Below are 25,805 nucleotides of genomic sequence, written 5' to 3'. Positions count from 1 at the left end.
TAAAAGCTCGATTGCTGAAACTTTATCACATACATTGTATATTAGTCTTAATTTTCTGTATATAACTTTTAAGAAAAATGGTGATACAATATATGAATGATAAGAGAAGAGAGGATGAAGATTAACATATGTACGTTACTGTAACAGAAGCAGCATATAAAAAGATTATGGATACGATTCCAAGTGAAGCGAAATATATAAAGTTATTTTACGATAATGAGGGTTGCGGTTGTGTTATGAGCGGAATCATCGATTTAGTAGCTGTAGCAGAGAAAGATGAGCGCGATGTGGATATTGAATCAAGCACAATGAATTTTATCGCTGATCGTACAAAGCTTGTATTTATGGACGATAAGTTAACGGTTGATTGGCATGAAGGTGGAGGAACTTTTCAGTTGAAGAGCCCAAGCCAGTTTTATAATCCAAATATGAAATTACACGTTCGAGTATAGTAAAGGAAATGTGAGTCCAAAATGTATTTTGGACTCACATTTTTTTATTTTATAAGTCGCTATTATTGTCGATATATTGAAAAAATCGCTGATATAAATGGAGTTGCGCTGATATATTTGTGGAATCGCCGATATAATTTCATTTACCAAAACGTCCCAATAGTAAAAAGGTTTTTTCACATAATGAAATGTACATGTGATTGAATTTTCTGTATAATCTTATTTGCGGAGGGGATACGCATGAGAAGATGGGGAATTGAGTTATTAATTTTAAGTGTTGTTATTATTTGGGGGATTAACTATACGATTGCAAAGTATGGATTTTTAGAATTTACAGCAATTGAATTTACTGCACTTCGTATGATGGCGGCGGCACCGCTCCTGTTACTTCTTACCTTTTTTATTGAAAAGTCGGTTTATATGGAGCGAAAGGATATACCTAGACTAATCATCGTTAGCGTTGTAGGTATTGTACTGTATCAAACGTTATTTATGGAAACTGTCAAATATACATCCGCTACAAATGCCTCTTTACTCATTTCTATTTCACCTATTTTTACAACTGTATTTGCGATTTTTCTGAAACAAGAAAATTTTTCTTCTCGAAAGTTAATCGGTTCTATGATTGCTTTTGTTGGTGCAGCATTAGTTTTAGTAGCAGGACATTCACTTACTAGTTCTTTTTATGGCAATGGAATTGGACTTATTACATCAATATGCTGGGGGCTTTATCCTGTTTTAGCAGGACCATTAATTAAAAAATATTCAGCATTACGTGTTACAGCATGGTCTGCATTAGTGGGTGCGATTCCGCTATTATTGTTAAGTGGTCCGCATGTGTTTGTCATGCCATTTCACATTACTCACGGAATGACACTATTCGCTTTACTATATTCTATTTTCTTTGTAACAGTATTTGGTCTAGTAATGTGGTATGTTGGTGTTCAAAAAATTGGGGCGTCACATACGATGGTATATATGTATATAACGCCGCTTGTAGCTGTTTTATTTGCAGCTGTCTGGGCAAATGAATATGTATCGTTTCAACAGATCATCGGTGGAATTATCATTTTTGTCGGTCTATGGTTTGTGAAATCGGAGAAAGTAAAAGTTCATTCTATTGCAGGGGAACCTATATCAAAATAGGAAAACAGATCACCTATGATCTGCTTTCCTATTTTTTTATTTTTGGTAAGAAGATGAGAAATAAGATAGCAGTAATAAGTGGGATTAAGTTTAAAAATGGAATACGGAAGAGTGTAATAAGAATAATACCTGGAAGAAGAACACCGAGGACAGCGTAAAAAATGCTATGGTTTTTCGTGTACCAATACAATGAAAGTCCGATAAGTGCAGGGATAATGAGGTGAATGAGAGCCATTAAAAAATAAATCATTAGACGCCCCCTTTATTTGTGTGCTTATTACATCATATCCGTATGTTCATAGATTGATATCATTTTTTTCATAAATGGACGAAAAAAGTTTGAAAAACCGTCACAAAATATGAGAATATAATGTTTGAAATCTTGTATAATATTATTTTCTAAAAACATTTAAACAACATAAACATACTGTTTATGTTGTTTTTAATTTGAGTGAAATGGATGTAAAGAATATGAATTTGAAAGAAATTTTTTGTCGGATAGATAAGAACGAATGAAGAGAGGTACAGCATGATTAGTATGTCACTAAGATCATTTAAAATCCAATCGTATTATATACTAGGTATTTTGTTACTAGGTTGGATGTTAACACCGTTTTCAGCACACTTTTTAGGCGCTGGAATTGGGCTTATTGTAAGTATGTATTGCGTTTGGCTTTTAGGGAGAAGAATTGAGAAGCTTGGAGATAGTATTGTAAAGAAGACGAAAGCACCGACACTCGGTATGTTTAACCGTTTTGCAGCTGCCATTTTGGGTGCTATTATTATGTACGAAATTGAGCACCACATGGTTATGTGGGCATTTGCAGTAGGGATTATGGGTGGTTATTTCTTAATCGTTGTGAATTTAGGATACTATAGCATGAAAGATGAGAAAGAACTAACAAAGAGCTAAAAGAGATAAAAAGATAAAAGAGATAAAAAGATAAAAGAGATAAAAAGATAAAAGAGATAAAAAGATAAAAGACTTCTTTTTAGATGGAATAGATGATCCAGCCACGAATAGAAGCGGTCAGGGCCTTTTTTAACCCCATACGATGTGAAACCCGAGAGATGTAGCGAGTAGGGATATAATGTATATATTCGAAGCTGTAATTTTATAATCTAGGTCACAGATGAAGAGATTAGCATTTCACTTTATATAAGATATAGAAAGAAGCTTACGTTTTCACGTAAGCTTCTTTTTTATGTAAGTGTGTGTAACCGTTAAGCCGCATTGGGTTTTGTCGGTGAGTACGCGAAACTTTACGGTTACACGACACTTATTCATATGAGTAAAGGGTTATTCCAACAGAAAGTTTTAATTTAAGCGATTGGACCGCCTAAGTTAATAATATCTTCAGAAACGCTTTCGAACTTTTTGAAGTTAGCTTTGAATTCATTTGCAAGCTCGATTGCTTTTGCTTTGTAAGCAGCTTTATCAGCCCAAGTTTGTTCAGGCATTAACACTTCGTCAGGTACACCTGGTACGTGAAGTGGAACTTCAAGACCGAAGATGTCATGTTTAGCTGTTTCAGTTTTTGCAAGTTCGCCGCTTAATGCTGCTTGAATCATTGCACGAGTATAACCTAAGTTCATACGTTTACCAACTCCGTACTCGCCGCCAGTCCAGCCAGTGTTTACTAGGAATACTTTCGCATCGTGTTTCTCGATTTTTTCACCAAGCATTTCAGCGTAGCGAGATGCATCAAGTGGTAAGAATGGTGAACCGAAGCAAGTTGAGAATGTAGCTTGCGGAGATGTAACGCCGCGCTCTGTTCCTGCTAGTTTACTAGTGTAACCACTTAAGAAATGATACATAGCTTGCTCTTTTGATAACTTACTGATTGGAGGCAATACGCCAGATGCATCAGCAGTTAAGAAAATAATTGTATTTGGGTGTCCAGCAACACTTGGCAGTACGATATTGTCGATCGCATGCATAGGGTATGCAGCACGAGTATTTTCTGTTAAAGTAGTATCGTTGTAGTCGGCGATACGCGTTTGGTCATTAATGATAACGTTTTCTAAAACAGATCCAAATTTGATTGCATCGAAAATTTGTGGTTCTTTCTCGTGAGAAAGGTTTACACATTTTGCATAGCAACCGCCTTCAATATTGAATACACCGTTATCAGACCAACCGTGCTCATCATCACCGATTAATTTACGGTTTGGATCAGCAGATAATGTTGTTTTACCTGTTCCAGATAAACCGAAGAATAGTGCTACGTCGCCTTCTTCACCTACGTTTGCAGAGCAATGCATAGAAAGGATATCTTGTTCAGGTAATAAGAAGTTCATAATAGAGAAGATTGATTTTTTCATTTCTCCAGCGTATTCTGTACCACCAATTAGTACGATACGTTTTTCGAATGAAACCATAATGAATGCTTCAGAGTTTGTACCGTCAACAGCTGGATCAGCTTTGAAATTCGGTGCAGAAACAATTGTGAACTCTGATTCATGAGTTGTTAATTCTTCTTCAGTTGGACGAATGAATAATTGATGTACAAATAAATTGTGCCATGCATATTCGTTAATAACTTGAATTGGTAGGCGGTAATTGCGGTCAGCGCCTGCAAATCCTTTGAAGACGAATAACTCTTCTTTTTCTTTTAAGTATTCTAAAACTTTAGTATATAATTTATTAAAATGTTCTTCAGAAATCGGTTGGTTCACAGCTCCCCAAGCAATTTTGTCAGCAACCGATGCTTCTTTCACAATAAATTTATCTTTAGGAGAACGTCCTGTATATTTTCCAGTTGAAGCAGAAACGGCACCAGTCGAAGTTAATTTCCCTTCATTTCGCATTAATACTTTTTCCACTAATTGCGGAACACTTAGTTGAATCTGTGCATTGCTTCCGTTCAATAATTCGTGTAAACCAATTTGGACATTCACAGTACTCATATTTATATACCATCCTTTTCATTTAATGAAATATTTCTCGTAATCCCCAACAAGAGTATAACACAATTATATAAATAATGTATACTATTTATTTCTTTTTGTTTGTGTGAATGCATTATTTCCCTATTAATATTTCATTTCAGGCGTATTGAGAAAAACTTTCAGGAAAATGTGAATATTAATTGACAAATGAATATCATTTCTTTAGTATAGGTTGGGACGGATACTCTCTTATCCCGAGCTGGCGGAGGGACAGGCCCGATGAAGCCCAGCAACCTCACTTGTATTGATAAATGCAGGTGAATAGGTGCTAAAACCTGTGCGAGGCTACAGGTCTCGAACGATAAGAGCGAAGGGCAAAAAGCAGTATGCAAGTAGCAAATTAAACCTTTCCTCTATGTAAAGTAGGAAAGGTTTTTCTGTATGCTTGTGTGGGAGAATAAATGTATGTCGCAGTTTGTGGCAAATTAAGGATGAGTTCCGTACAATATATACAATTACTGTAGGGAGGTTTACCACATGACAAAAAAACGTCATCTGTTCACATCTGAGTCTGTAACTGAAGGACATCCAGATAAAATTTGTGACCAAATTTCTGATTCAATTTTAGATGCGATCTTATCAAAAGACGCAAATGCACGTGTAGCTTGTGAAACAACTGTAACAACTGGTTTAGTATTGGTAGCGGGGGAAATTACGACTTCTACTTACGTAGATATTCCAAAAATCGTTCGTGAAACAATTCAAGGCATTGGTTACACACGCGCAAAATACGGATTCGATGCAGAAACTTGTGCTGTTTTAACATCTATCGATGAGCAGTCTGCTGACATCGCTATGGGTGTTGACCAAGCGCTAGAAGCACGCGAAGGTCAAATGACTGACGCTGAGATTGAGGCAATTGGTGCAGGAGACCAAGGTTTAATGTTTGGTTTCGCATGTAATGAAACACAAGAGTTAATGCCACTTCCAATCTCGCTTGCTCACAAATTAGCTCGCCGTTTAACTGAAGTACGTAAAGATGATACATTATCATACTTACGTCCAGATGGAAAAACGCAAGTTACAGTTGAGTATGATGAAAATGGTAAACCAGTACGTGTTGATACTATCGTAATTTCTACACAACATCACCCAGATGTTACATGGGAAGAAATCGATCGCGACTTAAAAGAGCACGTAATTAAAGCTGTAGTACCAGCAGAATTAATGGATGGAGAAACGAAATTCTTCATTAATCCAACTGGCCGCTTCGTAATTGGTGGACCACAAGGTGATGCTGGTTTAACAGGACGTAAAATCATCGTTGATACTTACGGTGGATACGCTCGCCACGGTGGCGGTGCATTCTCTGGTAAAGATGCAACAAAAGTTGACCGTTCTGCAGCATATGCAGCTCGTTATGTTGCGAAAAACATCGTAGCAGCTGGTCTTGCTGACAAAGCAGAAGTACAACTTGCATACGCAATCGGTGTAGCACAACCGGTATCAATTTCAGTTGATACATTCGGCACAGGTAAAGTATCTGAAGACGTACTAGTAGAACTAGTTCGTAACAACTTCGATCTTCGCCCAGCTGGTATTATTAAAATGCTAGACTTACGTCGCCCAATTTACAAACAAACAGCAGCTTACGGCCACTTCGGACGTACTGATGTAGATCTTTCATGGGAACGTACAGACAAAGCTGCAGCTTTAAAAGAGCAAGCTGGTCTATAATATATGAAAAAAAGCTTTGCGCGGTGAGCGCAAAGCTTTTTTTATTTCGTTTTACTTACAATTTGAATGCATGATTTGCAATATACTTCGCCTTCTAGCTCAATATACTTTTTCATATTAGTCATGCCACTTGCTGGAAATGGCATATGAATCCATGCCTTTTCATACGTTTGTATTTCCTTTTTACATGATTTACAAAGGGTGGGTTTCTTCTGGAACATATGCAATCAACCTTTCATTTGACGTACTTTACCTGCGCAAAAGGCACTACTTAGTAAAAATAGTGTCGCGAATATAATGCTTACTAATGTAGCGTATGGAATTGCACCTTTTAAGGAAAAGCCGACAGTGATTGAAGCGATGAATAAGAGGATGAATGTTGTTGTTAATTTTTTATAAAGTTCCATACTATGTAGACCTCCAATTTATTTTTTAGTACAAGTTTTAAAATTGAATTCTATTATGTAGAAAATATAAAGAGTAGCTAAAGATGTGTATTCTAGGAGTATAAGAAAGGGCACTTTCCTTTTTGTGGGTTAGTATACTTATATTGTATCATGGCGCATTATTGGCTTCATACATAATTGTGTAAAGATATGTATGATAAAATGAAGAAAAGTCTTTAAGAAAGGAAAGATAAAAAATGAGTGTAACTGAACATAAAAAACAAGCTCCAAAAGAAGTGCGTTGCAAGATTGTTACGATTTCCGATACACGTACGGAAGAAACGGATAAGAGCGGACAACTATTACATGAATTGTTAAAAGAAGCGGGCCATACAGTAACCTCTTATGAAATTGTAAAAGATGATAAAGAAAGTATTCAGCAAGCTGTGTTAGCTGGTTATCATAAGGAAGATGTAGATGTTGTATTAACAAATGGCGGTACTGGTATTACGAAGCGTGATGTAACAATTGAAGCAGTGTCAGCTCTATTAGATAAAGAGATTGTCGGGTTTGGTGAGCTGTTCCGCATGATTAGTTATTTAGAAGATATCGGAAGCAGCGCAATGTTAAGTAGAGCGATTGGCGGTACAATTGGACGCAAAGTAGTTTTCTCGATGCCAGGGTCGAGCGGAGCGGTTCGTCTTGCGATGAATAAATTAATTTTACCGGAATTAGGCCATATTACATTTGAGCTGCATCGCCAATGAGTAAGTGGGTTGGAATTGTATTAGCGGGCGGTATGTCGAGTAGATTCGGTGAGCCAAAAGCGTTAGCGAGCTGGCAAGATAGTACTTTTATTGAGCATATTTTGAAAGAGATGACGAGTGTGCTCCAAGAAGTTGTAGTCATCAGTCATTCTGATATAAAAGAGCGAGTAGAGCAATTCGTACAAGTACCTGTTATAGAAGACATTCCGCACTATAAAGGAAATGGACCGCTTGCCGGCATTGTATCAGGTATGGAATACATAGAAGCAGATTGGTATGCTATTATGCCTTGCGATGCGCCAAATGTTTCGCATGAATGGTTTACCATTTTACTGGAGCAAACGAACAATGAATATGATGCGGTTGTACCTATTATTAATGGAAGAAAACAACCGCTACTTGCGGCGTATCATAACCGCGTGAAAGAAAAGATTTATGCTTTACTTCAGGAAGAAAAAAGAAGTATGGGGCAGCTTTTATCACAATGTAATGTGAAGTATGTTTCTGGAGAAGATGTACAAGCGAATTCGGATTGGTTTATAAATGTAAATACGAAAGAAGAATATGGGCAGGCTCAAAAAGACCTTTCAAATGAATGAAAGGTTTTTTTGATATACAGAATTGGGGAACAATTGCTGTATAAAGGTATGTGAGTAAGTTGATTTTAAGGGGAATTCTTAAAATCATTATACAGTTAAAATACTGTATAACCATATATTAATTTTTATGGGTTTTTATTACAAGTCTGTTTAGTTATGTTTATTTTTGATATAATGAATATGGAAATAAATGATATTTCACCTTATGTATCATTCATTCAACTAAAATTTACAAGTGTGTAATAAACTCCCTTCGTTTTTGAAGGGAGTTTTTCTGTTCAAGCAAGTAACTCTGATGCGGTATGCTGAAGGACTTCTTCATACTGGTTAAGTAAGCCGCGAAAGATCTCATCCCAGCTTTTTGATTTCGCAAAAGATGAAGCTGCTATTCCCATTTGCTCAAGTTTTTCTTCATTTTGCAATAAAGAATAAATGGATGATAGAAATGCATCCACATTTTTAGGGGGACAAAGAATTCCCGTTTTTCCATCTGTAATAATATTTTTAACCCCGCCACTATTTGCACCAATAACAGGTGTGCCACATGCGAGTGATTCAAGTACGACATTTCCGAATGTTTCAGTAGCTGATGGAAATACCATTATGTTAGAACAAGCATATGCTTCAGCTAAATCTGCACTTTGTAAATAGCCAGTAAAAGTGACATTTGTTTGCGGAACAGCTTCACGCAAATTTGTTGCTAGAGGGCCGTCTCCTGCGATGAGCCAATGAATGTCGTTTCGAGTATGCGATGTTTTAACGATAAGGTTTTGCAACGTATCAATATCTTTTTCAGGAGCAATTCGTCCTACATAGGAAAGAACATACTTCGCTGTAATATTATATTTTTTTCGGAATAGGTCTGTATTGTAAGCTGGATGAAAGAGTGTGCAATCTACACCACGTCCCCAAATGGAGAGGGCCTGAAAGCCTTTATTTTTTAATTGATGTAATGTTTCAGGGGAGGGAACGAAATTTTTTTGCATATGACTATGAAACCATTTTAAATAGTTCCAAAGCATATTGGAGAGAAATTCAATTTTGTAATAGCGTAAATACGCATCGAAATCAGTATGATAAGAACCGACAACTGGGATGTTTAATTTTTTGGCGTAATACAGTCCACAAAGTCCCATGTTGAAAGGTGTGGCAATGTGAATAATGTCAGGTTTAAAGGAATGAAGTTCCCGTTTAATACGCGGAGTAGGAAAAGAAAAGCGACATTCTGGATATAATATTGTTAACGGGATACTTCTCATCTTGTTCACATTAGCCACGAAATTATCTTCAGCTGTATGTTGGGGGGCGAAAACAGAATAGGCGATCTGTTCTTTTTGAAAGTAACTTGTTAATCGTTCTAACGTTTTCGCAACCCCGTTAACTTGTGGCGTAAAAGTATCGGTAAAAATGGCGACTCTCATCATATCACTCCTTTATGTGAAAAGTGGGATGAATTGATAAAAAGAGATGATGCCAGAGCAAGTGCCAAGGCACATGCCCACGAATACATCTGACGGATAGTGAAGCCCTAAATAAATACGAGAAATACCGACGCATAATGCTAACGGTAATAGGAAAGCAAGTAAGCTTGGATTATAGCAAATAAATGGAATGAAGACAGAGAAAACGGCTGTTGTATGACCAGACGGGAAAGAGTGGTCTTTTAATGGATGGACTGGATATTTCGCATCCTGAATTGTTAAATACGGACGTTTTCGTGGATACCACCTTTTTAATATTTGTACAGGAATATGGCTAATTGCTAAAGAAATAGCAGCAGCGATTGCCGCTTGGTGTAAAGTCCCTTTTGCAAAAATTAAAAAGAAAAGTGTAAGTGCAATGGAGAAAGTAGCACCACCGATATGGGTAATATTGCTGAAAAAGATATTTAACGTTTTTTGATCAAAGTAGCGATTAATTCCTTTAAAAATGTAACATTCTATTTTATATAATCCACTGACCTTCATGAAAATTCTCCTCCCTCGTTTACATATATATGGAGATATTAGCTTTTATTTTAATAAGATTTTGTTGAGGGAGTAATAATGTTTTGTAAAGAAAAAGTTAGTTTTTATATAAAAAAAGCTGCCAGTATTATGGCAGCAGTAAAATCATTTTTGTAGTGATTTATAATATTGACCTTTTTCAACATACTGCGTACGAATACGCTCCATATCTTTACGGTCTTCTTCTGTTAATTCACGAATGACTTTCGCGGGGCGACCGAAAGCTAACGTGTTTGGTGGAATTTTCTTTCCTTGTGAAACGAGGCTTCCAGCGCCGATAAAAGCTCCTTCGCCAATTTCAGCACCATCTAATATAATGGATCCCATTCCAATTAAAGCATCCTTTTTAATATGACAGCTATGTAAAATAACTTGATGTCCAACTGTAACATCATCTTCTAAAATAAGAGGATACTGAGGGCTTTGGTGGAGGGTACATTGGTCTTGTACATTTACTCGGTCTCCAATGATTGTTGGTGACACATCACCACGGATGACCGTATTAAACCAAATACTTGATTCCTCTCCAACGGAAACATCGCCTGTAATCGTAACATAGTCAGCGATAAAAGCACTACTCGCAATTTTCGGATTTTTTTCTTTGTAAGGATATATCATGTAAAGTCTTCCTTTCCTAGAGACTAGTTTTAGTGTATCAAATTATGAGAAAGAGTGAAATGGAGGAGGTCCGTATGTGGAATTATGAAGCAGAGGAAGCGAAAGCTGTCATTGTTATTGTGCACGGCGCAATGGAATATCACGGACGTTACGAAGCCGTTGCGGAAATGTGGAATCATATCGGCTACCACGTCGTGATGGGGGACCTTCCGTCACATGGAACGACTTCAAGAAATAGAGGACATATTGATTCATTTGATGAATACATAGAGGAAGTTAAATTATGGGTGAAAGAAGCAAGAAAGTATAGATTACCTATTTTTCTATTTGGTCATAGTATGGGTGGTCTTATTGTCATTCGTATGATGCAAGAAACGAAGAGAGAAGATGTCGAGGGTATTATTTTGAGTTCGCCTTGTTTAGGGGTAGTGACTGGACCCTCTGCTCCGCTTCAATTTGCTTCAAAAATATTAAATGTTGTGGCTCCAAAATTGCAATTTGCAACGAATCTTACGGTGGAAATGTCAACACGTAACCATGAAGTGAGAGATGCAATGGAGAATGATTCTTTGTTCTTGCGCAAAGTATCAGTACGTTGGTATAGTGAATTGATTAAGTCTATCGAAATTGCTCATAAAAAAATAGATGATTTTCCAGATGTTCCGCTCTTGCTAATGCAAGCTTGTGAGGATAAACTTGTAGATAAAACACGTGTCCGTACTTGGTTTGATAATGTTAAAATAAGTGATAAGGCTTTTAAAGAATGGCCGAATTGTTATCACGAGTTATTAAATGAGTATGAGCGTGATGAAATTTTGAGTTATATTCAGTCATTTACTGAAATGCATGTCAATAATATAGTAAAAACAAACAAATAAATCATTATTTGTACATTTAATAGAGGAGATGAAGGAAGAAGTGAACGTACCGAGTAATCCCATAACGCTCATGGCGAAAGTATACCGTGATGTGTTTCCGGTTGTACACCATGAGCTAGCGATGTGGAAAGAGCGTGCCTACCATATTCCGAATGATGAGCTTCATAGTCAGGCAATCGCAAGTATTGAGCATAAAACGTTTCATTGTGAGGGTGGTGGCATTTTATCGCTGCTAGCAAATGAACACCGAGAGGAATGTATTCGTTTTATCGTAGCGTATCAAACAATCAGTGACTATTTAGATAATTTATGTGATCGCAGTACATCACTTGATCCGAATGATTTTGCCGCGCTACATGAATCAATGTTAATGGCACTATCACCTGAAGTGGAAGGTGGCGGTAATTATTATCGTTACCGTGATGATCAAGATGATGGTGGTTATTTAGATGAACTTGTTGAAACGTGCCAAGATGTTTTAAAGAAAACGAAGCACTATGACAAAATTGCTCCTGTTCTTCATGAACTTGCTTGTTATTATTGTGATTTACAAATTCATAAACACGTGAAGTTAGAAGAAAGAGAACCGCGCCTGAAAAATTGGTTTGAAGCACATAAAGAAAACTTACCTGAGATGAGCTGGTTTGAATTTTCAGCATGTGCCGGTTCTACACTTGGAATCTTCTGCCTTGTAGCATATGCATTTCATGATGAATTATATGATGAAGATATTGCGAAAATTAGACAAGGATACTTTCCTTACGTACAAGGACTTCATATCTTACTTGATTATTTCATCGATCAAGAAGAAGACCGCATAGGCGGGGATTTGAATTTCTGTAGTTATTATGAAAACGAGCAAGCTATATTAGATCGTATGAAACACTTTGTAGAAGAAGCAGAGAAGAGCATTGGTGATTTGCCTCATGCGAAGTTTCATCGCCTTATAAGCCGAGGGTTACTTGGTATTTATTTATCAGATCAAAAAGTATCAGCACAAAAGAATATGCACAAAATGGCACGGCGCATTGTAAAGTACGGAGGCCTCACTTCACGATTCTTCTATTGGAACGGGAAGATGTACCGAAAGAAAATGGCGCAGTGATGAAGAAAACCACTCATGTAGAGTGGTTTTCTTTGTTATAATATGGTAAAGGTGGTGGAAATGAAGCCATTGTTTCAAAAGCTATATGACAATATTGAAGTAACATTACTTGTGCTACTTTCCATTTCATTTGTAACTGGAATGTATATGATGATGAATAGACCAAGTGGTCCTACTGTGATGGATTACGTGCCACAAGTAATAATTGGCGCAATTATTATAGTAGATATTGTCTTTTTAATAAGTGGTAGAAAAAAAAGAAAATAGTAAATAAAAAAGCATTTGTACACGAGAGTACAAATGCTTTTTATTATGATCGTATTTTTGAAAATACATATATAAGAAGTTCAATTGCAAAAATAACTAAAACAGATAGTCCGAATAAAGGCATGACAGCGCCTAATATAACCATCATGATAAAGAAAACGAATATACTTTTCTTATCTCTTTGCTTTGGAGGTGCTGCTAATTTTCCTTTTGGCTTTCTTGCTAACCACATTTTTACTCCGTAATAAATAAGAAGTAATAGAGATAATGTCGTTAGTAAGCATAATATTTTATTTGGCCATCCGAATAAATGTCCTTCATGAAGCGGGATACCGTAAGTGAACCATTGTGCAAGTAATCCATAATCACGGTAGTCCGTTTTTGAAATGAGTTCCCCGCTATATTGATCAAAGTAAGCTGTTATCTCTTCACTTGGTGCAACATGCATCCCTGTAATACCAGAACCGCTCGATTTTGAAACAGTGAATACACCTTTCGGATCAGCTGGTAGTGAAATAACATATGGCTTCTTTATTTCAATTCCTTTTTGTAATTCATCGACAGAAATTGCTTTCGGTTCATTTGAATTCGATTCAGGAGGAGCTTCTTTTCTTGTTGCCCACGGCAATTCTTTTACCTTTGATTCAGGCGGTGCCATGTACAATTTTGGATATCCGAGTGATTCATTAGAAGATGCAATTTTATAAATTTGGTTCCCCATAAATCCTGACCATGGCAATCCAGATGCGATTAGCAGAAAGAGAGGAATTGTAAATATAATACCGATAATAGAATGACGTCTTTTTGCTTTTTCTCGCTTATTGGATGAGGGTGTGTTTTTGAATTGGCGTATACTCATGTACAATCCGGTTACGATTAAAAAGATTGTCCAGCATGCTGCAAGTTCTACAGTATAGTTGACGACAGTGCCACCAACTAAAAGAGAACTATGTAATTCTCTCATTATATTGGCAAACGTTTCACTTGCGTTTTGATCCCCAACAATTTGATTATTACTATCTAAATACACATATTTTTGTTGCCCAGTATACTCATTTGCAATTGTAAGTCTCGTATTATAATCCCCATTAAACTCACTAATTTTCGCCACGCTATAATGTGGATATTTTTTCTCTGTTAAGGAAATAGAATCAGACATCGAAATAGATTCTGTTTGAGCACTCTTCCCAAAATATAAATCTTTATAGATGAAATCTTCAACTTCCTCCCGAAATAAATACCCAATTCCGCTCAGTGACAACGTAATAAGAAGCGGCGTAATAAAAAGCCCAGCATAAAAATGCCAACGCCAAAAAATGTAATGAAGCGAACGATTTACTTTCATACTTTCAGTTCCCCTAACCTTCCCTATATGAATAACTACTTATTTAATATAGCGAGATTAAGTGTGATTACTTTGAAAGAATTGTGAAGAAAGTTAAAAGTTTTTAGGGTTTTCAACGTTTATAAATGTTTCTACTTATTTGATAAATACATTTCAACAACCGCTTCAGCAAGACATTGAGAGGAATCAACAAAATCCTCATTTGCCACTACATTCAAATCGGTACATGCGATAATTGCAGTATCTACTTCATCTTCCAACTGTAAAACGAGCGCATTCCATAATTCGCGAGCTTCTTCAACCTCCCCAGATTTAATATAAGTAATGATTTGATTAATCATTTCCTGCCACCTTTCATGATGAATGTATTCTATATTCCGTTTTGCAATCCCGTCTTGATAAATACCGGCTTGAACAGTTGCTTCTGTTGCGAGAAGAGCGACTCTTTTTGTATTTTCAGGAATTGCTTGTAACGTTTCATCGACTATATTTAAAATCGGGATAGAAAGCGAACGCTGTAATTCTTCAAAATAAAGATGCGCCGTATTGCACGGCATAGCGATAAAGCTTACGCCAGTACTTTCAAGTTTTTGTGCTCCTTCAATAATCGCTTTTTTCATCGCTTCGTGATTAATAGGGCGATCCATGTAAAAAGGTGTTGGGCACGAGTAAATCATCATATGAGGAAAGTCCATATCATGCTTTGCTCCGTATATTGTTTGGCACTTTGCTACAACTGTATCGACGAATGGCCCAGTTGATTTTGGTCCCATTCCTGCTAGTATTCCGATCATTATTTCGTCTCCTTTAATATGTAATTAAAAACGTTTTTTGCGAACGATAAAAAGAAATAAGGTAAATAATAAAAATGAATATACGATAGCCCAAGCTGTGAGCCATAGTGTGTGAGTCAGTATATTATAGTTGTATTGTCCAAGCATGAGAAAGCTTTCGACAGGTGGTAAAAACCATAGTAACTCTTTTTTAAATTGGATAGAAGCAATCGTTATAAGCAATATGAATGTAAGGCTAAGCCAAGCAGTGCCTGCTTTTTGAATTATATTTCTAGTAAATAATGTTGCGATTGAAATTCCTAGTATAGAGAAAGACATGTGAGCGAGAAATCCGACTAGAAATAAAGAAACTGTTATTTTTTCATTAAACATTTGCAAAATAATGGGATAGATTACGGATATAAAAGATAACACAGTACAAATGAGAAGAGCTGTAATATATTTACCAACATATAGTGCGGAAATATTATTTGTGTGAGAAATAGTAATTTGCTCTTGTATAGGGTCTTCCGTATGAAAAATTGTGATTGTAATCCAGGCAGATAATAAATAAAGCGCAAGTGCTGTTTCTAAATATGTCGGTACAATAGGAGTCGGTTTATATGTATATACAAAAAGTAAGCTCACAAAGTACATCGCAATAGGAGGGACGTACTTATACGATTTTGTATAGTCGAGAAAATGGTAACGAATAAGCGCGAACATAATAAACCTTCTTTCGATTTAAAAGTTAGGTTGTAGCAGTGTGATAGATGCTTTTTTATGTAATAAAAACTGAAGCATTTCGTTTGTATATTCTTTTTCGATTTGTAATTGAATAAGGTTTTGATTTGCATTGTGTGCAACGTGTATAAAACCGGATTGCTTTTTTAGTTCTATTGCTGAAAATGTTTCGTGAACGATTGCTTCAATATAGACTTGTTCTGCTCCTTTTTGTACAAAAATATCTTCTGTGATTGTATGATTTGCTAACGTCACAATTCTATCGGCGAAGTTTTCTAATAGTTGTTTTTCATGACATGTGAAGAGTATGGATATGCCGTGTTGTTTTAATGAGAGTAAAATATGTTCTAATTCTTGCTGGGAGTTAGGATCGAGCCCAGAAAGCGGTTCGTCTAAAATTAATAAATGGACGTCTGTAAGTAATGCTTGCATAATACCGGTTTTTTGTTTCATACCTTTTGAAAAGTTTCGTACAACGGAATGTCTTGCATGATGTAGGTGAAAAGATTCAAGGAGCATCGGAATTTTATCTTTTACATATTTTGTTGATAAACCGTGAATGTGGCCGAGATGATATAAATAATCCTCTAATGTAAAACGAATCCCTTCAGGAAAATGTTCAGGTACATAGCCAATTTGTATATGTTCTTTTCTTTGAAGTGCCCCTGCCGTAGGTGAAATAAAGCCTGCAATTATTTTGAGTAGAGTACTTTTTCCAGTCCCGTTTCCGCCAACAATGGCGAGTGCTTCTCCTTCTGAAATGGATAAATCAATGTTGTCTAGTATAAGTGATTTGCCGTACTTCTTTTGAATTCCCCGTAGTTCTACTAGCAAAGTTCTATCCTTCTTTCTTTAAATAGTGTATATATCTATTATATAGGAGAATAAAAAAAGACGTGCAATGAGTGCACGTCTTTTTTTGTTATGTTTTGTCGAACAATCGATATATCCGAGAAATCGTTGATATATTGTAAGTTATGATAGATATATCGAAAAAATCGTTGATATATCCTGAGTTACGATAGATATAATTGAAAAATCGTTGATATATTACCCCGCATTAACGGGCAGTAAAACTCCCACCTTAAAATTCGCCTGGAGCAAAGAGGTTAGGTGGGAGATAAACTGCCCATAAATGCCCGATTGGTTCAACTAATAATCAGTGGGGATGCCCCCACTGATTAAAGTTTCACTTTATTGCTTCTCAATCGCCACAATAAATGGCGGGTTATTTTGCTGGTTAATGAAGCCGTATCGCAGTACGTGTGCTTGTTTTTGGTCTAGTTCTTCGGCAAATGTAAGTACAGCGTCGCGTTCTACTTGTCCTTCTGGGTGTCCGTGGTAAATAACAAGGACGATGATACCTTCAGGTGCCATTACTTCTAATAATTGTTCGATCGCTGAGATTGTTGAGTTCGGTTTTGTAACGATATGCTTGTCTCCGCCTGGAAGGTAACCTAAGTTGAAAATTGCGCCTGTTACTTTTCCTTTTGCATCTTCTGGTAATACGGATAGAAGTGTATCGTGACTATCGTGAACTAAAACAGTACGTTCGAAAAGTTCTTTTTCTTTTAGACGAGTTGTTGAGCTTTCAATTGCCTCTTTTTGAATATCAAATCCAAATACTTTTCCGTTATCTCCAACGATTTCAGCTAGGAAGCAAGTGTCATGGCCGTTTCCTAAAGTTGCATCTACAGCGTAATCGCCTTCTTTTACTGCTGTTTGCAAGAGAGTGCGAGCAAACGGTAATACACGTTCTAATTTCATTTTTGTTTCTCCTCATTTGCATATTTTCCTTGCCAGCTTCCGCGGCGTACAAATTCTGCATCGATGGAATTTAATACTTCCCATTTATTTAAGCTCCACATTGGGCCAATCATTAAATCAGGTGGACCGTCACCTGTGATGCGGTGCACAATTACGTCTTCTGGAATAATTTCAAGTTGGTCAACAACGAGACTTACGTAATCCTCAAGAGAAAGGAACTCGAGTTGTCCTTTTTCATATTGCTTCACCATTGGCGTTCCTTTTAATAAGTGAAGTAAGTGGATTTTAATTCCTTGTACGTCAAGCTTCGCTACTTCACGAGCTGTTTCCATCATCATGTCGTAATCTTCAAGTGGAAGGCCGTTAATAATATGAGAACAAACTCGAATGCCGTGCTTACGTAATTTATTTACACCTTCCACATAAGACGGATAATCGTGAGCGCGATTAATAAGATTTGCAGTACGTTCATGAACAGTCTGTAGTCCGAGTTCAACCCAAAGGTAAGTGCGTTTATTTAAGTCCGCTAAATATTCAACAACATCGTCCGGTAAACAATCTGGACGAGTCGCAATAGAAAGACCGACAACGTCTTTTTCTGCTAGAAGCGGTTCGAATTTTTCTTTTAACACTTCAAGTGGTGCATGTGTATTTGTGTACGCCTGGAAATAAGCGATACATTTTCCGTCTTTCCACTTTGAGCGCATTTTTTCTTTCATTTCATGATATTGCGTTATAACATCATCGCGGCGATCGCCAGCGAAGTCACCAGATCCAGCAGCACTGCAAAATGTACAACCGCCATAAGCAACTGTACCGTCACGGTTCGGGCAATCGAAGCCAGCATCTAATGAAACTTTAAAGATTTTTTCACCAAATTCATTTCGTAAATGATAATTCCATGTATGATAACGTTTATTGTCGTTTGTATATGGAAAAGGGTTTTGAACCTTCATTACTTTCCCTCCTAAGCCGAGTCAAAATAACACAAAATCCATTATAACATACTCATAAGGTTCATAAGGAAGGGACACACTAAAGGGGAATTGAAGCAAGGAGGGACAATTATGGCAGAGCGTCAATCACTTGAATCGTATATTACACAAGCGGAACAAGCGGTGGAATATGCGAAAGAACAATTAGATCAAGGTATGAGACAAGAGCATTATAATACGATGGAGTATTCGGATGCGCAGTTGCAATTAGAACAAGCATATAACGATTTACAAACGATGCAACAACATGCGAATGATGAGCAACGTGAGCAATTAAATAGAGCACGTATGGCAATTCGCCAATTGCAACATCAAATGATTATTACACCGCACTAATAAGGAGTGAATGTAATGGCGAAACGTTCAGATCAAAATAACCCAGAACAAAAAACGCAAAATGGACATAACGCTGAGTTTTCGAATGAACTTGATCCGATTGTTCAAGTAAAACAGCGTAATAGTAAAAAAGGACAACCTCAAAAATCGAAACAATCAGAGTAGACCAGGTCGCAATATGACCTGGTTTTATTTTGCTATATGACAATAATGTAAGATTCCTGTAAGGTTTGTCGATAGTTGTGAGCAGCTTTCTCCAGTAGAGTAAGAAAGGATTAAGTTTTATACAAGGAGTTGCTTTATGGGGAACAATATTACAAACAAGCGAATTGATGAGTTAGATTACATTCGTGGCTTTGCACTACTAGGGATTATTTTAGTAAATATTCTCGCACTACTTCATATTAAAATCCCAGATCCTAATACAGTGGATGCGAGCTATCAAAGGTTTCTATACTTATTTGTAGAAGGTCGTTTCTTCTCAATCTTCTCATTCTTATTTGGAGTAGGATTTTATATCTTTATTTCAAGAGCGATTGCGAAAGGGAAAAATGGCTATGTTTTATTTTTACGTCGCTTAGTTGCATTATTTATTTTTGGTTTAATTCATCAAATGTTTCAGCCTGGAGAAGCACTAGCGTTATACGCAATTTGCGGGTTAATCGTTTTACCGTTTTATAAAGCGAAAAAAGAAGTGAACCTAGTACTAGGACTTATTTTGACAATTGCCTTCAGTGTAATGGGAGTTAAAGAACTATTACCACTTGGCTTAATTTTATTAGGGCTTGCTGCAGGACAATATCGTGTATTTGAAAATCTCGCGCAAAATATAAAGAAAGTCGCTATTTTTACAGGTATTATGTTTGTTTTAAGTGTCATAGCTGTATGGTATCAATATGGGCACGTTCCTGCTGAACCATTTATAAATATGATACTTGAGAATGAGGATGGAACAATGAATGCTGCAAGCCAATTTTTAAAAATTGGTGTTACAGTTGGACCGATTATTTCAGCTTTCTATGTTGGAGCATTAATTTTATTACTTCAATTAAAACTAGTTCAAACATTGTTAGCACCACTGAAATATTATGGCCGAATGGCTTTAACGAATTATATTGGACAAACTGCAATGATTTTAATCGCAGGAAGTGTATTTAACTTTGCAGAAAACTTAACTTACATGCAGACGTTATATGTATGTATTGCAATTTATGCAATTCAAATTGTGTTTAGTGTGATTTGGATGAAAATCTTTAAAATGGGTCCATTAGAATGGATTTGGCGAGTTGTTACGTATTGGACGGTAACACCTTTAAAGAAATAAAGAGAGAAGTGGGCTGTCCCTTTTGTGGAACAGCCCATTTTTATTGTCATCTTTTTCGGTAAGTCGATATTCGTTCGCGAATCGCCGATATATTTGAGAAATCGCTAATAAAATTTCATTTATCAACGAACATTACACACTTATCTTTTTTATATTACAAAAGTGTAAGGTAAATGTAATGTTAACAAATAGCAGTTCGCCTCTAAAAAGCGCAAAATAGGTAATGGAAAAACAAGCGTAGGAGGATATATATGACGAAACCAGTTGTAGACGTGAAAAACGTCCAAAAAGTGTACGGTAAAAAAGGTGAGAACCAATCACATGCGTTAAAAGGTGTTTCATTCTCAATTCAAGAGGGTGAGTTTGTAGGGATTATGGGACCATCTGGTTCTGGTAAAACGACATTATTAAACGTAATTTCAACACTTGATAAAGCAACGGGCGGCGTTGTTGAAATTGCGGGTACGGATATTACGAAAATGAAGCAAGGTGAACTTTCTGATTTCCGTTCACAAAAATTAGGATTCATTTTCCAAGACTTTAACCTATTAGAGAACTTATCTATTTATGAAAACATCGCACTTCCATTATCTCTTCAAGGTGTCGCGTCACGTAATATTGGACCGAAAGTAGAGAAAGTAGCGGATATGTTAGGGATTACAGAAATTCTTCAAAAGTATCCATCTGAAGTATCTGGTGGACAGAAACAACGTTCAGCAGCAGCGCGTGCTTTAGTACATGAGCCTGCAATTATTTTAGGGGACGAGCCAACAGGAGCGCTTGATTCTAAAAATGCAACGAGTTTACTTGATGCGATGACAAACTTAAATAAAGATCAAGGCGTATCTATTATGATGGTTACACATGATCCGTACAGTGCAAGTTACTGTCAGCGTATTTTATTCATTCAAGATGGTGAACTATATAAAGAAATTCACCGCGACGGTACACGTGAAGAGTTTTATAAAGAAATTTTAGATGTGCTTGCGGACTTAGGCACACAAAAAGCGTAAGAAAGGAGGTTCTAGAGCATGTTATTCAAACTTTCCATGTCAGGGCTAAAGAGTAAGCTAAAAGATTATATCGTCTTACTTGTCGGTCTTGTCATGTCGATTTCAATTTTTTATATGTTTCAAACGTTAGCACTAAATGAATCATTTCTTGAATCTAATTCAGTGATTAAATCAATCGGATTTGTATTCCAAGCAGGTTCATTTTTATTAGCAATCATAACGTTCTTCTATATTTTATATGCGAACTCTTTCTTACTATCTCTTCGTCAAAAAGAGTTTGGTATGTATATGATGTTAGGAGCAAAAAAGCATAAAGTTACATTACTTATGTTTATTGAGACAATTGTATTAGGCGCCGCGTCTCTTGCGATCGGTATTACAGTTGGTGTAGGACTTGCAGAAGGTATCGGTCAATTATTAATGAAACAATTAGAATTTGCTGGTGAAGGCTATAAAGCATTTTACCTGCCATCAATGACTGTTACTTGTATTTTCTTCTTTGCATTATTTGTACTATCAGCAATTATGAACAGTATTAAGTTATCACGTATTTCTGTATTGCAACTTGTACATGCAGATGCACAAACAGAACGTGTTGCAGTAAAAGGAAAAATGACAGGTTTAGTTGCATTCCTAGCGGTTATTTTATTAGGAATTGGCTATGCATCAATGATTTATATGGAAAAATTAAGAGAGATGGGAATCCTTATTGCATTAATTACAACAACAGCTGGTACTTACATGCTATTTGGATCACTTCTTCCAGTCATTATTAAAAAGTTAAAAAGTAATAAAAAGCGTAGTGAAAAAGGACTTAATGCTTTTACATTTGCACAATTAAATTTCCGTATTAATAGCTTAACGAAAGTACTTGCAACAGTAGCGATGTTAGTTGCTCTTGGAGCTGGTGCAATTTCAGGTGGTATGGCGTTTAAAAATAACGTTATAAAAACGGTTGATGGATTTGAAATTTATGATTCAGTTATTCATAATCCTACAGCTGAAGAGAAGAAAATTTTAGAGGGCATATCATTTAAAAGTAAAGCTGAGTATCGTTATAAAGTAGACGACAAATATATTTATTATGTAAAAGAAGATTTAGAGAAACATAAGCCATTTATTCGAAATGGTGTAGGTAAAGAGAATTTCGGTAAATATAAAGAAATTTCAGGAGAGGCTCCAGTAGGTACAGTAGCAGGAGTGAGCTCAGAACAAACTCAAAATGAAAAAGCAATGCCTGAAGAATGGGATGAGGCATTTAGAACAATCCAACCATATTATATATACCAAGATCGTGCCATTAAAATTGTAGATCAAAAAATGTACGATACTGTAAATGGTAAAGAAGGAATCGTATTTACTGGAAAAACAGGCGATTTCGTAGCACACACAAAAGAATGGAAAAAACTTGACGAGTTGCAGCTAGCTAAATATAAAAATATAAAAGCTGAGCAAATGAGTAGTAAATATCAAGTATATGACATGTTCTACGGTCTTGCGAGCGGAACAGTGTTTATGGGCTTCTTCCTTGGAATTGCTTTCTTAGCAATGATGGCAAGTTGTTTAATGTTCAAAATTCTTTCTGGTGCCTCAAAAGATATTACGCGTTATCAAATGCTTCGTAAAATCGGGGTACGCCGTGAATTATTAACAAAATCAATTTATAAAGAGTTATTCTTAGTATTCTTATTCCCAGCAATTGTAGGTATTGCTCACGTATTAGTTGGTATGAATATTTTCGGATTTATTTTACTTGATCCGTACTTCCGTATTTGGGTACCGATTGTTATCTTCGTAATTATTTATGCAATTTATTACTTCATTACCGTTCAATTGTATAAAGGAATTGTTCTTCCGAAAGAAGATTAATAAAAAACCGAGCGAAATTGCTCGGTTTTTATTATTTTCAGAAAAAACACTTTAATGTTACTGAAATATATAATATAATGTAAATAAGTAACGTAACATAAAAGTAGAAGCAGCTGGATAAGGAAAGGAGGAATCCAATCTATAGAAAGAAGCTGAACTTTTATCCCCTATTTCTTTTCAAACCACAACGTATTTGTACAATCGTAAATTTCCAAATTGAGAATTGCTTGAATCACAAAAGTATATTGTGAAAATAATGGATAATACATGGAAATCTCATAGCATGATAAGGTAAAATGGACAACATGATGAGAAAATTACCGTTCATAAGATGAGGAGAATACATGTATGGAAGTTGTAGAGGCATTAAAAGATATAAGCCAAATTGAAGCTATGAAAAAATATTTAAAAGAGCACTCCCAGCGAGATTATCTTTTATTTGTTATTGGAATTAACACAGGATTAAAAATTACAGAACTACTTAGTATGAAATTTGAAGATGTATTAAATGAAGACGGGACTGTTAAAGAGTTTTATACTCTTCCTGTGAAAGATGAAAAATTTAAACAAGATATTTATTTAAATACAAAAGTAAAAGAAGCGCTTTTAGATTACGTACAATCTATTGGCGTTAAAAGAGAAAATTACGTATTTCAATCTAATAAAACGCCAAATTCAATTACGCGCCAACAAGCGTATCGTGTAATTCATAATGCTGCAGAAGCAGTTGGAGTTGTTGGTAAGATCGGAACAAATTCAATGCGAAAAACGTTTGGATTTCATGCGTACAAAAGAGGGATAGCGATTGCGTTATTGCAAAAACATTTCCATCACGCGACTCCATCAGAGACGCTAAAGTATTTAGGCATCTCAAAGGATGAGACCTTTAAAACGGAGATTGATGTCGATTTATAAAAGCCGTAACTAAAAAAATTAGGAGGCGGAAAATATGAATATTAGAGAGAGTGAACTGCCGGGTATTGGATGTAAGTTTGAAGTGATTACAAAAGGTAATGAAAAGATGGTTATCGTTATTCATGATGATGGCCGAAGAGAAATGTACCATTTTGATGCTGATCATGAGGAGAGTATTTCAAGCGTCTCTCTTCGTGATTCCGAAGCGAGACAAATTGCAGCTATATTGGGCGGAATGGTATATAGGCCACAAGCTTTAGATACGATTGAAATGGCCTTTGAAGGATTATCAATTGAGTGGTTTAAGGTGGAAAATAATGCACCAGTCGTACAAAAAACAATTGGTAGTTTACATGTCCGAAACACATATAATGTAACGATCATTGCCATTTTGAAAAAGAATATGAAGAAGTTCTTTAATCCAGGTCCAGATTCTATCATTGAAGCTGGCGATATGCTTGTATTATCAGGCGAAAGACATGAAGTAAAAAGAATTATTAATGAGTTGCTTTCAGTAGGAGGGGATTCATAATCGATGGATACTTTAATCTTTGAAGTTGGGACTGCGTTAGTATTAGTCGCTTTTGCAGCTATTCTCGCTGCAAAGTTAAAGTTCTCGATTATTCCGTTTCTCATTATACTCGGTATGCTAGTGGGGCCACATGCGCCAGATTTAGGGCTTATCGATTTAAGATTTATTGAAAGCGGAGAAGTTATTTCCTTCCTCGGCCGTGTTGGCGTTATATTCCTCTTATTCTATTTAGGCTTAGAATTCTCAATTAAAAAATTAATTAAATCAGGAAAATCAATTGCTTTTGGGGGAACTGTTCATATATCGCTTAATTTTATATTAGGTTTACTTTACGGATATATAATGGGTTTCCCCTTATTAGAAACATTAATTATTGCTGGGATCATAACAATTTCATCGAGTGCAATTGTTGCGAAAGTAATTGTTGATTTAAGAAGATCTGGTAATAAAGAGACGGAGCTAATTTTAGGAATCATTATGTTTGATGATATCTTTTTAGCAGTATATTTATCAGTCGTTTCAGGATTAGTACTCGGAGGGGCAACGTCATTTGTAGGTGCTCTTACATCTATTTTAATCGCAGTAGGGTATATGCTACTATTCTTTGTAGTTGCTAGAAAAGCTACACGATTCTTAAATAAAATGTTAGATATTTCGTCCAATGAAATTTTCATTATCGTAATATTCGCTATTTTATTCTTTGTAGCAGGATTTTCAGAAACGATTCATGTCGCGGAGGCAATTGGAGCATTATTATTGGGGCTCGTCTTTTCTGAAACAGAGCATAGTGATCGAATTGAACAGCTCGTTGTTCCATTTCGTGATTTCTTTGGAGCTATATTCTTTTTCAGCTTCGGTTTAAGTATAGACCCATTTTCGCTTGGGGGAGCAGTGTGGTTGGCATTAGGAGCAGTTTTCATTACTCTTATCGGTAATTTTACTGCTGGAATGGTAGCGGGGCGTAAAGCTGGGTTATCGCATAAGGCTTCTACGAATATCGGTTTAACACTTGTATCACGCGGAGAATTTTCCATTATCGTCGCGAATATTGGAATTGCGGGCGGCTTAATGGCAACGATTAAACCATTCTCAGCTTTGTATGTTTTAATATTAGCATCGTTAGGACCTTTGTTAACGAAAGAATCTGGGAGAATATATTCCTTATTAGATAAAATATTTAAATGGAGCGCTAAAGAAAGTGCGAAGCGAGAAAAAGAAGTTGGATAGTATAAATAAGGGTAGACTGCATGAAATTTTCATGCAGTCTACCCTTTTATATATTGTTACTGTTGTCGTTTTTTGTCGGTAAGTTGATATATTTTAATAATCGCTGATATAT

At 36.1% G+C, this 25,805-nt stretch carries 29 protein-coding genes, 1 pseudogene and 1 riboswitch; of the genes and pseudogenes, 17 read left to right on the top strand and 13 right to left on the bottom strand.

Features of this window, described 5'->3' with window-relative positions; genetic code table 11:
- Positions 1-128: 128 nt before the first annotated feature.
- Together ACUXVC_RS23975 and ACUXVC_RS23970 are read left to right on the top strand one after the other, a co-directional pair.
- Complete coding sequence (locus ACUXVC_RS23975; RefSeq protein WP_000289570.1) at positions 129-452, top strand: iron-sulfur cluster biosynthesis family protein; 324 nt, start codon at positions 129-131, stop codon at positions 450-452.
- Positions 453-692: 240 nt separating this feature from the next.
- On the top strand, positions 693-1,598 hold the full coding sequence (locus tag ACUXVC_RS23970; protein ID WP_001255404.1) for a DMT family transporter: 906 nt from the start codon (positions 693-695) through the stop codon (positions 1,596-1,598).
- Between the two features lie 28 nt (positions 1,599-1,626).
- On the opposite strand, the gene ACUXVC_RS23965 is transcribed toward ACUXVC_RS23970, so the two are convergent.
- Positions 1,627-1,848: a hypothetical protein gene (locus ACUXVC_RS23965; RefSeq protein WP_000639042.1), complete on the bottom strand. Its 222-nt coding sequence runs from the start codon at positions 1,846-1,848 to the stop codon at positions 1,627-1,629.
- 279 nt (positions 1,849-2,127) lie between these two features.
- On the opposite strand from ACUXVC_RS23965, the gene ACUXVC_RS23960 reads away from it, so the two are divergent.
- Positions 2,128-2,511, top strand: coding sequence for an ATP synthase subunit I (locus ACUXVC_RS23960; RefSeq protein WP_000624926.1), 384 nt, complete (start codon positions 2,128-2,130; stop codon positions 2,509-2,511).
- Between the two features lie 410 nt (positions 2,512-2,921).
- Here ACUXVC_RS23960 and pckA read toward each other — a convergent pair whose 3' ends face one another.
- A complete protein-coding gene (gene pckA, locus ACUXVC_RS23955) occupies positions 2,922-4,508 on the bottom strand; it encodes a phosphoenolpyruvate carboxykinase (ATP) (protein ID WP_446025854.1) in 1,587 nt (528 codons plus the stop codon).
- A gap of 228 nt (positions 4,509-4,736) precedes the next feature.
- A riboswitch (SAM riboswitch) is annotated at positions 4,737-4,858 on the top strand.
- A 169-nt stretch (positions 4,859-5,027) separates the two neighbouring features.
- Between pckA and metK the strand changes: the two genes are divergently transcribed.
- Positions 5,028-6,227: a methionine adenosyltransferase gene (metK, locus tag ACUXVC_RS23950; RefSeq protein ID WP_000163117.1), complete on the top strand. Its 1,200-nt coding sequence runs from the start codon at positions 5,028-5,030 to the stop codon at positions 6,225-6,227.
- A gap of 41 nt (positions 6,228-6,268) precedes the next feature.
- On the opposite strand, the gene ACUXVC_RS23945 is transcribed toward metK, so the two are convergent.
- Positions 6,269-6,448, bottom strand: coding sequence for a hypothetical protein (locus tag ACUXVC_RS23945; RefSeq protein WP_095690112.1), 180 nt, complete (start codon positions 6,446-6,448; stop codon positions 6,269-6,271).
- 6 nt (positions 6,449-6,454) lie between these two features.
- Complete coding sequence (locus ACUXVC_RS23940; RefSeq protein WP_000424799.1) at positions 6,455-6,634, bottom strand: hypothetical protein; 180 nt, start codon at positions 6,632-6,634, stop codon at positions 6,455-6,457.
- A gap of 236 nt (positions 6,635-6,870) precedes the next feature.
- On the opposite strand from ACUXVC_RS23940, the gene ACUXVC_RS23935 reads away from it, so the two are divergent.
- Positions 6,871-7,380, top strand: a complete 510-nt coding sequence (locus tag ACUXVC_RS23935; RefSeq protein ID WP_000117130.1) for a MogA/MoaB family molybdenum cofactor biosynthesis protein — start codon at positions 6,871-6,873, stop codon at positions 7,378-7,380.
- On the top strand, positions 7,377-7,979 hold the full coding sequence (locus ACUXVC_RS23930; RefSeq protein ID WP_144465142.1) for a molybdenum cofactor guanylyltransferase: 603 nt from the start codon (positions 7,377-7,379) through the stop codon (positions 7,977-7,979). Before ACUXVC_RS23935 ends, ACUXVC_RS23930 begins: the two co-directional genes overlap by 4 nt.
- Positions 7,980-8,257: 278 nt before the next feature.
- On the opposite strand, the gene ACUXVC_RS23925 is transcribed toward ACUXVC_RS23930, so the two are convergent.
- The 3 genes from ACUXVC_RS23925 to ACUXVC_RS23915 all read right to left on the bottom strand — a co-directional run bounded on the left by ACUXVC_RS23925 (position 8,258) and on the right by ACUXVC_RS23915 (position 10,603).
- Positions 8,258-9,400, bottom strand: coding sequence for a glycosyltransferase family 4 protein (locus ACUXVC_RS23925; protein WP_098975971.1), 1,143 nt, complete (start codon positions 9,398-9,400; stop codon positions 8,258-8,260).
- A 12-nt stretch (positions 9,401-9,412) separates the two neighbouring features.
- Positions 9,413-9,946 (bottom strand): phosphatase PAP2 family protein, encoded by a 534-nt coding sequence (locus tag ACUXVC_RS23920; RefSeq protein WP_000868578.1) that lies wholly within the window; start codon positions 9,944-9,946, stop codon positions 9,413-9,415.
- Between the two features lie 144 nt (positions 9,947-10,090).
- Positions 10,091-10,603, bottom strand: a complete 513-nt coding sequence (locus ACUXVC_RS23915) for a gamma carbonic anhydrase (protein ID WP_000640208.1) — start codon at positions 10,601-10,603, stop codon at positions 10,091-10,093.
- Between the two features lie 74 nt (positions 10,604-10,677).
- On the opposite strand from ACUXVC_RS23915, the gene ACUXVC_RS23910 reads away from it, so the two are divergent.
- The 3 genes and pseudogenes from ACUXVC_RS23910 (at position 10,678) to ACUXVC_RS23900 (ending at position 12,860) form a co-directional block, all read left to right on the top strand.
- Complete coding sequence (locus ACUXVC_RS23910; RefSeq protein ID WP_000267421.1) at positions 10,678-11,481, top strand: alpha/beta hydrolase; 804 nt, start codon at positions 10,678-10,680, stop codon at positions 11,479-11,481.
- A 40-nt stretch (positions 11,482-11,521) separates the two neighbouring features.
- Complete coding sequence (locus ACUXVC_RS23905) at positions 11,522-12,586, top strand: tetraprenyl-beta-curcumene synthase family protein (protein WP_142947172.1); 1,065 nt, start codon at positions 11,522-11,524, stop codon at positions 12,584-12,586.
- A gap of 60 nt (positions 12,587-12,646) precedes the next feature.
- Positions 12,647-12,860 (top strand): annotated as a pseudogene (locus ACUXVC_RS23900) (hypothetical protein).
- A gap of 36 nt (positions 12,861-12,896) precedes the next feature.
- Here the strand turns inward: ACUXVC_RS23900 and ACUXVC_RS23895 are convergent.
- The 6 genes from ACUXVC_RS23895 to ACUXVC_RS23870 form a co-directional block, all read right to left on the bottom strand.
- The gene (locus ACUXVC_RS23895) at positions 12,897-14,198 is read right to left on the bottom strand and encodes a PepSY-associated TM helix domain-containing protein (RefSeq protein WP_144465141.1); all 1,302 of its coding nucleotides are present in this window, start codon (positions 14,196-14,198) and stop codon (positions 12,897-12,899) included.
- Positions 14,199-14,329: 131 nt separating this feature from the next.
- Positions 14,330-14,992, bottom strand: a complete 663-nt coding sequence (locus ACUXVC_RS23890) for an aspartate/glutamate racemase family protein (RefSeq protein WP_446025853.1) — start codon at positions 14,990-14,992, stop codon at positions 14,330-14,332.
- Positions 14,993-15,016: 24 nt separating this feature from the next.
- Complete coding sequence (locus ACUXVC_RS23885) at positions 15,017-15,697, bottom strand: ABC transporter permease (RefSeq protein WP_000457765.1); 681 nt, start codon at positions 15,695-15,697, stop codon at positions 15,017-15,019.
- 18 nt (positions 15,698-15,715) lie between these two features.
- The gene (locus tag ACUXVC_RS23880) at positions 15,716-16,549 is read right to left on the bottom strand and encodes an ABC transporter ATP-binding protein (RefSeq protein WP_406653643.1); all 834 of its coding nucleotides are present in this window, start codon (positions 16,547-16,549) and stop codon (positions 15,716-15,718) included.
- A 360-nt stretch (positions 16,550-16,909) separates the two neighbouring features.
- Positions 16,910-17,482 carry a class I SAM-dependent methyltransferase gene (locus ACUXVC_RS23875; protein WP_446025852.1) on the bottom strand — a complete coding sequence of 191 codons (573 nt, stop codon included), beginning with the start codon at positions 17,480-17,482 and terminating at the stop codon, positions 16,910-16,912.
- Positions 17,479-18,438, bottom strand: a complete 960-nt coding sequence (locus ACUXVC_RS23870; protein WP_000868033.1) for a TIGR01212 family radical SAM protein — start codon at positions 18,436-18,438, stop codon at positions 17,479-17,481. Before ACUXVC_RS23870 ends, ACUXVC_RS23875 begins: the two co-directional genes overlap by 4 nt.
- A gap of 111 nt (positions 18,439-18,549) precedes the next feature.
- On the opposite strand from ACUXVC_RS23870, the gene ACUXVC_RS23865 reads away from it, so the two are divergent.
- The 8 genes from ACUXVC_RS23865 (at position 18,550) to ACUXVC_RS23830 (ending at position 25,693) form a co-directional block, all read left to right on the top strand.
- A complete protein-coding gene (locus ACUXVC_RS23865; RefSeq protein WP_000840869.1) occupies positions 18,550-18,813 on the top strand; it encodes a YtzC family protein in 264 nt (87 codons plus the stop codon).
- Between the two features lie 15 nt (positions 18,814-18,828).
- A complete protein-coding gene (locus ACUXVC_RS23860) occupies positions 18,829-18,978 on the top strand; it encodes a hypothetical protein (RefSeq protein WP_001129340.1) in 150 nt (49 codons plus the stop codon).
- Positions 18,979-19,114: 136 nt separating this feature from the next.
- Positions 19,115-20,137: a DUF418 domain-containing protein gene (locus ACUXVC_RS23855; RefSeq protein ID WP_098127451.1), complete on the top strand. Its 1,023-nt coding sequence runs from the start codon at positions 19,115-19,117 to the stop codon at positions 20,135-20,137.
- 251 nt (positions 20,138-20,388) lie between these two features.
- Entirely contained in the window at positions 20,389-21,150 is a 762-nt protein-coding gene (locus tag ACUXVC_RS23850) for an ABC transporter ATP-binding protein (protein ID WP_000165835.1), read from the top strand.
- An 18-nt stretch (positions 21,151-21,168) separates the two neighbouring features.
- Positions 21,169-23,019, top strand: a complete 1,851-nt coding sequence (locus ACUXVC_RS23845; RefSeq protein WP_144465137.1) for an FtsX-like permease family protein — start codon at positions 21,169-21,171, stop codon at positions 23,017-23,019.
- Positions 23,020-23,367: 348 nt separating this feature from the next.
- Positions 23,368-23,934, top strand: a complete 567-nt coding sequence (locus ACUXVC_RS23840; protein WP_000454210.1) for a tyrosine-type recombinase/integrase — start codon at positions 23,368-23,370, stop codon at positions 23,932-23,934.
- 34 nt (positions 23,935-23,968) lie between these two features.
- Entirely contained in the window at positions 23,969-24,466 is a 498-nt protein-coding gene (locus tag ACUXVC_RS23835) for a cation:proton antiporter regulatory subunit (protein WP_001026053.1), read from the top strand.
- Between the two features lie 3 nt (positions 24,467-24,469).
- Complete coding sequence (locus ACUXVC_RS23830; protein WP_000380176.1) at positions 24,470-25,693, top strand: cation:proton antiporter; 1,224 nt, start codon at positions 24,470-24,472, stop codon at positions 25,691-25,693.
- Positions 25,694-25,805: the final 112 nt, after the last annotated feature.

Source organism: Bacillus sp. N6 (genome assembly GCF_052805735.1).
Note: the sequence above shows the minus strand (reverse complement) of the source record. Positions and strands in the feature narration are given on the sequence as shown.

What these genes read in the sequence shown, in the direction of transcription:
- metK (WP_000163117.1), top strand. Translation starts at nt 5,028, where the DNA reads ATGACAAAAAAACGTCATCTGTTCACATCTGAGTCTGTAACTGAAGGA.
- ACUXVC_RS23940 (WP_000424799.1), bottom strand. Translation starts at nt 6,634, where the DNA reads ATGGAACTTTATAAAAAATTAACAACAACATTCATCCTCTTATTCATC.
- ACUXVC_RS23870 (WP_000868033.1), bottom strand. Translation starts at nt 18,438, where the DNA reads ATGAAGGTTCAAAACCCTTTTCCATATACAAACGACAATAAACGTTAT.
- ACUXVC_RS23860 (WP_001129340.1), top strand. Translation starts at nt 18,829, where the DNA reads ATGGCGAAACGTTCAGATCAAAATAACCCAGAACAAAAAACGCAAAAT.
- ACUXVC_RS23975 (WP_000289570.1), top strand. Translation starts at nt 129, where the DNA reads ATGTACGTTACTGTAACAGAAGCAGCATATAAAAAGATTATGGATACG.
- ACUXVC_RS23885 (WP_000457765.1), bottom strand. Translation starts at nt 15,697, where the DNA reads ATGTTCGCGCTTATTCGTTACCATTTTCTCGACTATACAAAATCGTAT.
- ACUXVC_RS23850 (WP_000165835.1), top strand. Translation starts at nt 20,389, where the DNA reads ATGACGAAACCAGTTGTAGACGTGAAAAACGTCCAAAAAGTGTACGGT.
- ACUXVC_RS23855 (WP_098127451.1), top strand. Translation starts at nt 19,115, where the DNA reads ATGGGGAACAATATTACAAACAAGCGAATTGATGAGTTAGATTACATT.
- ACUXVC_RS23845 (WP_144465137.1), top strand. Translation starts at nt 21,169, where the DNA reads ATGTTATTCAAACTTTCCATGTCAGGGCTAAAGAGTAAGCTAAAAGAT.
- ACUXVC_RS23960 (WP_000624926.1), top strand. Translation starts at nt 2,128, where the DNA reads ATGATTAGTATGTCACTAAGATCATTTAAAATCCAATCGTATTATATA.
- pckA (WP_446025854.1), bottom strand. Translation starts at nt 4,508, where the DNA reads ATGAGTACTGTGAATGTCCAAATTGGTTTACACGAATTATTGAACGGA.
- ACUXVC_RS23840 (WP_000454210.1), top strand. Translation starts at nt 23,368, where the DNA reads ATGGAAGTTGTAGAGGCATTAAAAGATATAAGCCAAATTGAAGCTATG.
- ACUXVC_RS23930 (WP_144465142.1), top strand. Translation starts at nt 7,377, where the DNA reads ATGAGTAAGTGGGTTGGAATTGTATTAGCGGGCGGTATGTCGAGTAGA.
- ACUXVC_RS23920 (WP_000868578.1), bottom strand. Translation starts at nt 9,946, where the DNA reads ATGAAGGTCAGTGGATTATATAAAATAGAATGTTACATTTTTAAAGGA.
- ACUXVC_RS23935 (WP_000117130.1), top strand. Translation starts at nt 6,871, where the DNA reads ATGAGTGTAACTGAACATAAAAAACAAGCTCCAAAAGAAGTGCGTTGC.
- ACUXVC_RS23945 (WP_095690112.1), bottom strand. Translation starts at nt 6,448, where the DNA reads ATGTTCCAGAAGAAACCCACCCTTTGTAAATCATGTAAAAAGGAAATA.
- ACUXVC_RS23925 (WP_098975971.1), bottom strand. Translation starts at nt 9,400, where the DNA reads ATGAGAGTCGCCATTTTTACCGATACTTTTACGCCACAAGTTAACGGG.
- ACUXVC_RS23965 (WP_000639042.1), bottom strand. Translation starts at nt 1,848, where the DNA reads ATGATTTATTTTTTAATGGCTCTCATTCACCTCATTATCCCTGCACTT.
- ACUXVC_RS23830 (WP_000380176.1), top strand. Translation starts at nt 24,470, where the DNA reads ATGGATACTTTAATCTTTGAAGTTGGGACTGCGTTAGTATTAGTCGCT.
- ACUXVC_RS23865 (WP_000840869.1), top strand. Translation starts at nt 18,550, where the DNA reads ATGGCAGAGCGTCAATCACTTGAATCGTATATTACACAAGCGGAACAA.
- ACUXVC_RS23835 (WP_001026053.1), top strand. Translation starts at nt 23,969, where the DNA reads ATGAATATTAGAGAGAGTGAACTGCCGGGTATTGGATGTAAGTTTGAA.
- ACUXVC_RS23875 (WP_446025852.1), bottom strand. Translation starts at nt 17,482, where the DNA reads ATGAAATTAGAACGTGTATTACCGTTTGCTCGCACTCTCTTGCAAACA.
- ACUXVC_RS23910 (WP_000267421.1), top strand. Translation starts at nt 10,678, where the DNA reads ATGTGGAATTATGAAGCAGAGGAAGCGAAAGCTGTCATTGTTATTGTG.
- ACUXVC_RS23895 (WP_144465141.1), bottom strand. Translation starts at nt 14,198, where the DNA reads ATGAAAGTAAATCGTTCGCTTCATTACATTTTTTGGCGTTGGCATTTT.
- ACUXVC_RS23915 (WP_000640208.1), bottom strand. Translation starts at nt 10,603, where the DNA reads ATGATATATCCTTACAAAGAAAAAAATCCGAAAATTGCGAGTAGTGCT.
- ACUXVC_RS23970 (WP_001255404.1), top strand. Translation starts at nt 693, where the DNA reads ATGAGAAGATGGGGAATTGAGTTATTAATTTTAAGTGTTGTTATTATT.
- ACUXVC_RS23890 (WP_446025853.1), bottom strand. Translation starts at nt 14,992, where the DNA reads ATGATCGGAATACTAGCAGGAATGGGACCAAAATCAACTGGGCCATTC.